Annotated in this window: 9 protein-coding genes; 7 read left to right on the top strand and 2 right to left on the bottom strand. The window is 31.2% G+C overall.

Annotation, left to right across the window (positions count from 1 at the left end; genetic code table 11):
* Positions 1 to 16: 16 nt before the first annotated feature.
* The 6 genes from PUD86_04315 to PUD86_04290 all read left to right on the top strand — a co-directional run bounded on the left by PUD86_04315 (position 17) and on the right by PUD86_04290 (position 4,735).
* Complete coding sequence (locus PUD86_04315) at positions 17 to 1,021, top strand: hypothetical protein (protein ID MDD6776496.1); 1,005 nt, start codon at positions 17 to 19, stop codon at positions 1,019 to 1,021.
* Positions 984 to 1,223, top strand: a complete 240-nt coding sequence (locus tag PUD86_04310) for a hypothetical protein (protein ID MDD6776495.1) — start codon at positions 984 to 986, stop codon at positions 1,221 to 1,223. Before PUD86_04315 ends, PUD86_04310 begins: the two co-directional genes overlap by 38 nt.
* A complete protein-coding gene (locus PUD86_04305; protein MDD6776494.1) occupies positions 1,174 to 2,334 on the top strand; it encodes a hypothetical protein in 1,161 nt (386 codons plus the stop codon). Before PUD86_04310 ends, PUD86_04305 begins: the two co-directional genes overlap by 50 nt.
* Positions 2,331 to 3,392: a hypothetical protein gene (locus PUD86_04300; GenBank protein MDD6776493.1), complete on the top strand. Its 1,062-nt coding sequence runs from the start codon at positions 2,331 to 2,333 to the stop codon at positions 3,390 to 3,392. The genes PUD86_04305 and PUD86_04300 overlap by 4 nt, the downstream gene beginning before the upstream one ends.
* Before the next feature lie 17 nt (positions 3,393 to 3,409).
* Complete coding sequence (locus tag PUD86_04295) at positions 3,410 to 3,574, top strand: hypothetical protein (GenBank protein MDD6776492.1); 165 nt, start codon at positions 3,410 to 3,412, stop codon at positions 3,572 to 3,574.
* Between the two features lie 246 nt (positions 3,575 to 3,820).
* Positions 3,821 to 4,735, top strand: a complete 915-nt coding sequence (locus PUD86_04290; GenBank protein MDD6776491.1) for a restriction endonuclease — start codon at positions 3,821 to 3,823, stop codon at positions 4,733 to 4,735.
* Here PUD86_04290 and PUD86_04285 read toward each other — a convergent pair.
* Positions 4,721 to 5,782, bottom strand: a complete 1,062-nt coding sequence (locus PUD86_04285) for an oligosaccharide repeat unit polymerase family protein (GenBank protein ID MDD6776490.1) — start codon at positions 5,780 to 5,782, stop codon at positions 4,721 to 4,723. The genes PUD86_04290 and PUD86_04285 overlap by 15 nt on opposite strands.
* A 1-nt stretch (position 5,783) precedes the next feature.
* Positions 5,784 to 7,139 (bottom strand): Ni-sirohydrochlorin a,c-diamide synthase, encoded by a 1,356-nt coding sequence (cfbB, locus tag PUD86_04280; GenBank protein ID MDD6776489.1) that lies wholly within the window; start codon positions 7,137 to 7,139, stop codon positions 5,784 to 5,786.
* A gap of 127 nt (positions 7,140 to 7,266) precedes the next feature.
* On the opposite strand from cfbB, the gene PUD86_04275 reads away from it, so the two are divergent.
* Positions 7,267 to 9,093 (top strand): threonine--tRNA ligase, encoded by a 1,827-nt coding sequence (locus PUD86_04275; GenBank protein ID MDD6776488.1) that lies wholly within the window; start codon positions 7,267 to 7,269, stop codon positions 9,091 to 9,093.
* Positions 9,094 to 9,104: the final 11 nt, after the last annotated feature.

The following is a 9,104-nucleotide window of genomic DNA, read 5'->3' as shown; positions in this document are numbered from 1 at the left end:
GGAGGTTTAATTTTTTTTGAATTTTAGTAAGTTTTTGGCATTGTTAGTTGTTTGTGCTGTTTTTTTAAGTGCGAATGTTGTTTTTGCTAGTGATGTTAGTGATTTTAATGCTACTGATGCAGGTATTAATGATCATATTGGCGCAGTACCTGTTTCTAAGGATGTTGATTCATATACTAATTTTGTTAATGTTTCTTCATATAATGATTTTAAGAAAGTTATGGGTGATGCGCATAGTGCCCAGATTAAATATGGAAATCATGTTCTTAATTTAACTAAAAAGAATTATAATTTTAACACAGATGATGACGTTTTATTCTATGTTGATCATGGTGATGTGGTTGTTATGGGTAATGGTGCGACTTTTTTTAATGTTGGTAAAAATGTGAGGTTGTCTTTGTGTAATCTTACTTTTACTGGTTGTAAGCCTGCTATTCGTTCTTATGGTGAAGTTGTAGCTTATAATGTTACTTTTGTTGATAATCAGCGTTTTGATACTGTTAATTCACCTGGTTTGATGCGTGAAGGAGGAGCAATAGATAATTTCGCTGATTTAACCTGTGCTAACTGTACTTTTAAAAACAATAAATGTAGTTATGGTGGTGCAGTTTGTGGAGAAGATGGATCAGTAAACAAATTCCTTGACTGTAAATGGGGGGGAAATACTGGTACTGGTGAAGATTTATATATGGGTAATGGTGCTAGTGCGTATGTATTTTTAGACCATGTTAATCAGGTACCTTTATTTGAGTGTAGTGATACTGGTCTTGTACGCGTTTTAAACACAAAAAACAACAATTCCAATTTTACTAAGGTAATTAATATTGGAAACAGTGAAGAATTAGGTAAAGTTTTAGTTCAGTTGACTGCAGCGTCTAAATATAATTATGCTGACGTTGTTATTAATTTAACTGCTAATACTGAGTATACTTTGAGTTCTGAGGATTACGGCGGGTTATGGAAAAGAATTGTAAATTATGCTAATGATTTGGATTCCTTTAGACATTGGTGGTTTTATTAATGGACTTAAAGACTGGGGTGTAAGTCTTTTCACTAATGCTAAAAAGAATGAAGCAGATAAATTCGTTGATGTTCATTTTTGTAAAATTAAAGGTGGAATGAATGTCCATTTAGTTGGTAATGGTACAACTGTAAAATGTAATGGTGATAAAAATGCAAATTATCACGTTTTATGTCACATCTTCTGGTGTATTGACTCTTGATAATGTGACTGTTAAGGGTTTTAATAGTGCTGTAATTAATCATGGTCATCTCTTTGCGAATAATACTGATTTTGTTGGTAATGAGATTCGTTATTTCTTTGCAGAAGACGATAACGGTGGAGCAGTACGTAATTTCGGATCATGTGATTTTGTAAACTGTAATTTCAACGATAATCTTGCAAATAAAGGTGGAGCAATCTACAATAACGCAGGAAATGTCAATTTATTAGATTGTTCTTTTAATGGAAATAAAGCTTTGTTTTGTTGGAAACCTTCTGATACTAGGACTTTTGTTGAAGAAATTCCATTAATTGGTATGATTTGGAATTGGGGTAAAAAAGCAGTATCAGCAACAACCCATGCATTTACCAGCTGGAAGGAAAATGATGTTTACAACATTAATACTGGATTAACTAAGTCTGTTGGTAAAAGTGGGTTTTCTTCATGTTGTGACGATGGAGGAATATCTGTAATAAGAAAAGACAATAATCCTATTGTAAAAAATATCACTGTTAACAATAAAAATGACTTATTAAATGCTATTAAGTTAGTTAATAACAATAATGGTGAGGTTGACGTTGCTAATGTAACAGTTAATGGAAATAATTTTAACTTGGGTAAAGATGATCGTTTTGTTGTGAAATATGGTCTTTTAGTTTTAAACGGTAATGGATGTACTTTTAAAACTGATAAGGATATTCATTTGATCGAATCTTCCAAGATTTCTACTGTAATATTGGATAATGTTAGTGTTAGTGGTTTTAAGACTCCTGTTGTTAATAAAGGTGTTTTTAAGGCTTATAATAGTGTTTTCACTGGTAATCATATTGATTATGCTGTTAGTCGTGATTATGCAGGTGTAATTGATAATGCTGGTATGTGTGATTTTGTTAACTGTACTTTTGGCGACAATAGTGCTAAATATGGTGGTGTAATCTACAATGAAGGTAGTACTAATTTATTAGACTGTATTTTTAACAATAATCACGGTTACAATAAAGAAGGAAGTGCAATCTACGACTCAAAACTCGGAAGATCTAATATTATTTATCAGATAATGGTACTGTTTTTAATGGTACTTATTTCTTGGATAAAGGTATTAGTCAGATGAAGAATTGTGTTTTGTCCTATGTTGCTAACTGGGCGTCTGTTGCTACTATGATTGCAGGTATTTTCTTTGCTCCTTTAGAAGGTGTTTCTGCTGTGATTTCAGGAGCTGTAAGTGTTGGTGCTGCTAGTGCTACTAGTGCTTGGATTAACTCATACAAAGCTGTATGTAACCATGATGTGCATGTTGGTAACTTAGTCTGGGGTTCAGTAAACACTGCAATTGGACACTTAATGATGTACGGATTAGGTAAAACAATCGGTAAAAAATTATTCAAACAAAATAAAGGTGATGTTAAAGCTCCTAAGGAAGAATATATTAAACGTGATGTTCGCATTAAGGAGGCTGATCCTTATGAAGATCTCGGTGAAAAAAACCCTACTGAAAATCCACAAACATCTACTAAGATAAGAACTATATTAGATGAGGAAAGAGAAAATCCTAATATTGTAAAAAAATCTGAAGTTGTTAATAATCAACCTAAAGTTGTTGATAGTCAGCCTAAGGTTGTAGAACAGCCTAAAGTTGTTGAGCAGCCTGTTAAACCACAGATGTATTTTGAGGTGCCAAAGGCAACTAAATTAAATAGAATCTTGAATCCAATTCAAAATTTATTAGATGATTTGGAGAAAATCTATAAGGCTGAAGGACCTGAATCTGCTAATTTCAAATTAACTTTAGATAAATTACATTTAGAAATGGAAAAACTGACTAATAATTTCCAAATTGGAAATAAGTTCTCAACTCTTAGGTCTAAAATTGGAGAAAATGGAAGAGAAGTATTCTTTTCAGTTGGCTCAAATGCAATTGAGATTGAAAATTGTAGGTATCTTACTACATTTTTCAATGATATTCATAATGTAATTGATCAATTTGTTAAACCTGCAAATCCTATGATAACTCTTAAAGATGGGTCTAAACATATTAATTGGCCAGATATTTCCTCTGATATTAGAATAAATGATTTGAAAGTTAAATTTGATGATATAGATCAGGCTTATTTAACTCAGCCTAACTCTGTTAACTCTTATTTAAGGTATTGGATCTTCATAAGGAGTTAGTGAAAGCTGCTAATAATTTGAAAAATATATTTGATAAAAAGGGTACTGGTGTATTTTCATTTAAAGATGTTTATGGTAGAATAGTGTTCTATGGAACTAATCTTAATGCATGTAATTATTATAATCATATTTTTATGAATATATACAACATTGTTAATTATCTAAAAGATAATTTCCAATAGGACATGGTGGTTTATAGGTTCAAATCATGTGGCTTCAAGTTATTCTTTTGATAAACTTGAAGTCATAAGACTTTGTATTTGCTGTAAAATTAATTTTTACGGGCTTTTTTCTTTTTTAATATTTTTTTTATAATTTAATCTCTAACTTTTTTTTAATCTTATACTATTCAAAAGTATAAAAAAGTTTAATAACAATTTGTTCTATAAATTATAATATTAAATGCAAAAAACACAGCGGGTGGAAATTTGGAAAAACCACAATTAATTAATTTTATAGCTAAAGTAATGGAGGACTCTGGTTTTAAAGTTTATAAGAATTTTAAGACTTCTCAGAAAGTTATAGATATATATGCTATATTACCTACAACTCTTGGGGATTTTGGTGTTGTTGTAGCATGTAAAAATTATGATAAAGATTTTGAAATTGGGGTTGACGTATTAAGGGAAATGGAAGAGGTCCAACAAAGTATTAAGGCATCTAAAGTTACTATTGTTTCTTCATCTTATTTCTCCGAACAGGCAAAGAATTATGCTCTTAGAAAGAAAATTAAATTAGTAGACAGGGATAACTTACTTGAAATAGCTAAAAGATATCAGGATAATACTTCCCAGACTACTTTAGATAATACTCCTTATGATGGTGGGGCATCTCAATATATTGAGGAAGAATATCCGGAATACACTTATGATGCTTCTGATATGGATTATTTCATGAAAAGAAGAGATCAAAATCCTGCTGTTTATAAAAATACATTATACAGGTTAGATGAAGAGGACAATAGAGGTGGATTTTTGTCTTCTGTTTTAAACAGGTCAAATACAAAATCTAGAAATAATTTATTGTCAGGTAATCCTACTACTTTGTATAATTATGATTCTAGAGGCGGTCTTTTTAGTGAAGATTCCTTTTTATTTAAATTTGTTAAAAATCCGATTGGTTTAATTATTGCTGTTGTGGTTATTGCTTATCTTGTTTCATTTATTGCAGGCAGTCTATTAAAATTAGACGCTGGAATAGTTGGATTATTGGAGATGATTGTTGCTTTAGGTGTTTCATACGGTTTATCTCTATACACTAATAAGAATAGAGATTTTATCGTTAAAGGAACTATCGTATTCTTTATTTCATTAATTATCTTAATTATATTAATTTTTGTTTAATTTAATATAATTATAATTAATTATTATCAATATTAATCCAAGTAAATATAAAAACCAAACCATAATGTCGGTTGGTCCAGTTTCTATCCAAATTAATGTGTGTGTTAAAATAATGGAGTAAATTCCAACTCCTATTCCTTCTTTTAGTTTGTAAATTATACCAAAGAACACTCCCATAAATGCCATTTGAATTGCAAGACCTATTAGTCCAAAATCAAGTGTTACAGGTCCGAATAATGTTGAAGTAAGACAAACTGTGTAGTGTAGTACATATTCTCCAATAAATGTTCTAGGACTTCCGGAACTAAAAATCATACTTAGAATATGTCCGTGTGTTGTTCCTGCAAGTGGAATTATTTTTTCAAAGACTTCCAATGTAAATGCTGCTCTGTAGAATACCAATTGAGCAGGATTTAATGTCCAGTGCTGATTTGCAATGGATTGTGATGCAATATATCCGATTGCCATAATACCTGCTGTGATTACTATAACAAATAAAATTCCCATTTTTCTAGATATTTTATTTAAATAATAAAGTGTAATAAAGCAGCTTCCTAAAATTCCTAAAACAGATGTTCTATATCCGTTAAGACCAAATATTAATGCTCCAAGTGCAACTAAAATTAGATATTTTTTATCATAGTATTTTGCAAGAAGCACATTTATCATTATTAAAAATAGTGGGTATGCAATTCTCCAGATGTTTGTTGTTGCATTTGACTTTAAAACACTGTTAAAAAGAGGTATTCCTCCCATTAAAACTAAATTTGCAGCTTGTAAAATTAATGCAACTATAACTAATCCTACCAATAACTTTTCAGATAGAATATCAATTTTTTTTGTTTTCTCAACACTGACTTTGCGATTTGTAAGTAAAAAAGTAGTCCCAAAGACTATACATGCTAATATTATTACAATAAAGACACTTGGTTTGAGAGGGTATTCAAAGCGGTAGTCAAATGATCCAATATAACCCATTGCCAAAAAGACAAGGATTGCAACTACTATTATCAATGGGTTAAAAAAATCAATTTTTTTAAGATTCATTTTATCCTCCAAGTTCCAATGATGAAATACATAGGTTTCCACCGAAGTTAGGCATTGCTGCTACGTGGGTGTGGACATAACTTGCAAGTGTATTTCTTTTCATAAATCCGTCCTGATTATTATAGGAACCTTTTCCTCTTAATATATTGAATGCCAAATCATTTTCAATGTTGTTTTTATCAACAAGAACTTTTGAATAGTGGAATTCATGTCCGTGGAATTTTTCACCTTTTTTGGAAATAATGTTATCCTGAGTAACTTCTGCAATGGTATATTTTAGTGCCTGTACTCTATCTGTTAAAATAGACTTGTATGGATATACATTTACCATTTTATCTTCGTGAATAGAATTCATAAGATACATTAAACCACCACATTCAGCAAAGATAGGTCTATCTTCTAAGTGGAAGTTCTTGATTTGTGATAGCATATTTTGATTTGCATTAAGTTCTTTGGAAAATAGTTCTGGGTATCCTCCACCAATATACAATCCGTCAACATCAGGCAATTCTTCATCGTTTAATGGTGAGAAATATTCTATTTTAGCATTGTTTGCTTCTAGAGATTCAATATTTTCTTTATAATAGAAATTGAATACTTCATCATAAGCAACTCCTATTTTAACAGGCTGTTTATTTAATTTATTCCAAATTGGAGTAATATCGGAAGTGATTTTTGGAGCTGTTTTTGCAATTTCAACTAATCTGTCCAAATCAATGGAATTTTTAATAACTTCAGACCATAGGTCAATGAATTTAAGTGAATTTTCTCTCTCACGAGCAGGAACAAGACCTAAATGTCTTTGTTCAATTGAAATGTTGTTGTCACGAACAATTCCGCCAATAACTTCGACTTTGGTTATTTCTTCAATTGATCTTTTGGTTTTTTCGTAGTGTGCTTTATTTTTAACTTTGTTTAAAATAACTCCAGCAATATTAATTTCAGGATCTAATGCCTTAAAACCTAAAACAATAGCTGCTGCACTTTTAACTAAACTTCTGGAATTGATAATTAAGATTACTGGTGCATTAAGGGATTTTGCAATTGACGCGGTACTTCCAATATCGTTTACAGAATCAATTCCCTCATATAATCCTCTAACACCTTCAATAATAGCTATGTCTTTTCCTTTCATTCCTTTAAGATAGGAGTCTCTGACTTGCCCTTCTTTCATAAAAAAGGAATCAAGGTTTCTTGAGACATTACCTGTAGCTAATGTGTGGTATGACGGGTCTATATAGTCCGGTCCAACCTTAAATGGCTGAACATTGTATTTTTCACTTAATGCTTTCATTATTCCAGTAGATATAGTTGTTTTTCCAACTGCACTTCCGGTTCCTGCTAAAATAATTCTCATGTTAAGTAATATGTTTTGGGTATTTTATTAATATTGTCTTTTAGATTTGGGGTTTGTAAATTTTCATGATTAGCTATTTTTATATAATATTAAAAATAAAACTTAAATCATAATATATGGTGGTAAAATGAGAATTTTATTAATTCATTCTGATTATTTAAATTATAATGTAAAAAATAAAACACCTGTAGCTGAAGATATTGAGGAAGCTAAAAAAGAAGGTTCCTTTGATGATTCTTTAGTAGTATTTACAGCTGTTGAAAAAGATGATGAAAATAATCCAGAAGGTATTGTTAAAAATTTAGTCAGTGAAGTTAAAAAAACTAATGATCAAGTTAAAGCTGAAAATATCGTATTATATCCTTATGCTCACTTATCTTCTTCATTAAGCTCTCCAAAAGTTGCTGTACAAATCTTAAAAGATGCAGAGGAAGCTTTACTTGCTGAAGACTTTAATGTAAAAAGAGTACCTTTCGGATGGTATAAAGCATTTGAAATTTCCTGTAAAGGTCACCCATTAAGTGAACTTTCAAGAACTATCACTGCAGACAATGCAGATGAAGCAAAAGTAGAAAGAAAACCTTCCAAATGGCAAATCCTTGAAGGTAACAAAATCACTCAAATTGAAGACTTTGAATTCAACAATAAGGCTTTCAAACAACTCGTTGATTATGAATTAGGTCAAGGCGCATCCGATGAAGGAGAACCTCCTCACGTTAAATTAATGAGAGAAAAAGAAATTTGTGATTATGAACCTGCTTCTGATGTTGGAAACCTCAGATGGTATCCAAAAGGTAGATTAATAAGAGATTTACTTGCAGATTATGTTTACAACCTCACAGTAGATAATGGAGCAATGCCAATTGAAACTCCAATTTTCTACGATTTAGATAATGAAGCAATATATCAACATGCATATAAATTTGGTGAAAGACAATACAGAACTGACACCAAAAAGAACTTAATGCTCAGATTTGCATGCTGTTTCGGTGCATTCAGAACAATGGCTGATTCATACTTAACCTGGAAAAACTTACCAGCTAAAGTTTATGAATTATCCACTTACAGTTTCCGTTTCGAGAAAAAAGGAGAAGTTGTAGGTCTTAAAAGATTAAGAGCATTCACCATGCCTGATTTCCACTCTTTCTGTGCAGATGTTCCAGCATCTCTTGAAGAATTCTCAAATCAAACTGACATGTGTATGCAAACCGGTAAAGACTTAGAATTAGACTTTGAAGTAATTTTCAGAGCAACCCAAGACTTCTTTGAAGAAAACGAAGAATGGATGTATGAAATTGCTGAAAAATTCGGTAAACCTATTTTACTTGAAGTTTTACCTGAAAGACACCACTATTGGGTATGTAAAATCGACTTAGCTAACATTGATGCGTTAGGTCGTCCAATTGAAAACCCAACTGTTCAAATTGATGTTGAAAGTGGTAAAAGATTCGGTATTTCTTACTTAGGTGAAGACGGCGAGCAACATAATCCAACTATCTTACATTGTTCTCCAACCGGAAGTATTGAAAGAGTTTTATGTGCAATGCTTGAAAAAACTGCAATTGAATTAAATGAGAAATCTCCAATGTTACCTACTTGGTTAAGTCCAATCCAAGCTAGAATTTTAACTGTCGGTGAATCTCACAAAGAATTTGCAGAAGAATTATATGAAAAAATCAAAGCTTCAAACATTCGTGTAGATATTGATGATAGGGATGAAAGTGTAGGTAAAAAAATCAGAAATGCATCCAAAGAATGGATCCCATACATTTTCGTCGTTGGAGATAAAGAAGTTGAATCCGGTAAATTCCAAGTAACCGTACGTGAAACTGGTGAAAAAGTCGACATGACTGTTGATGAATTAATTGCTGAAGTTAACGAAAAATGTGAAGGAAAACCTTTCAGAAGATTACCTTTACCTAAAGATATCTCAAGAAGGATTAACTTCCAATAAATAATTAATTA

This window comes from Methanobacteriaceae archaeon (assembly GCA_029219465.1).
GTDB lineage: Archaea > Methanobacteriota > Methanobacteria > Methanobacteriales > Methanobacteriaceae > Methanocatella.
This window is presented reverse-complemented; position numbering and strand designations above follow the sequence as displayed.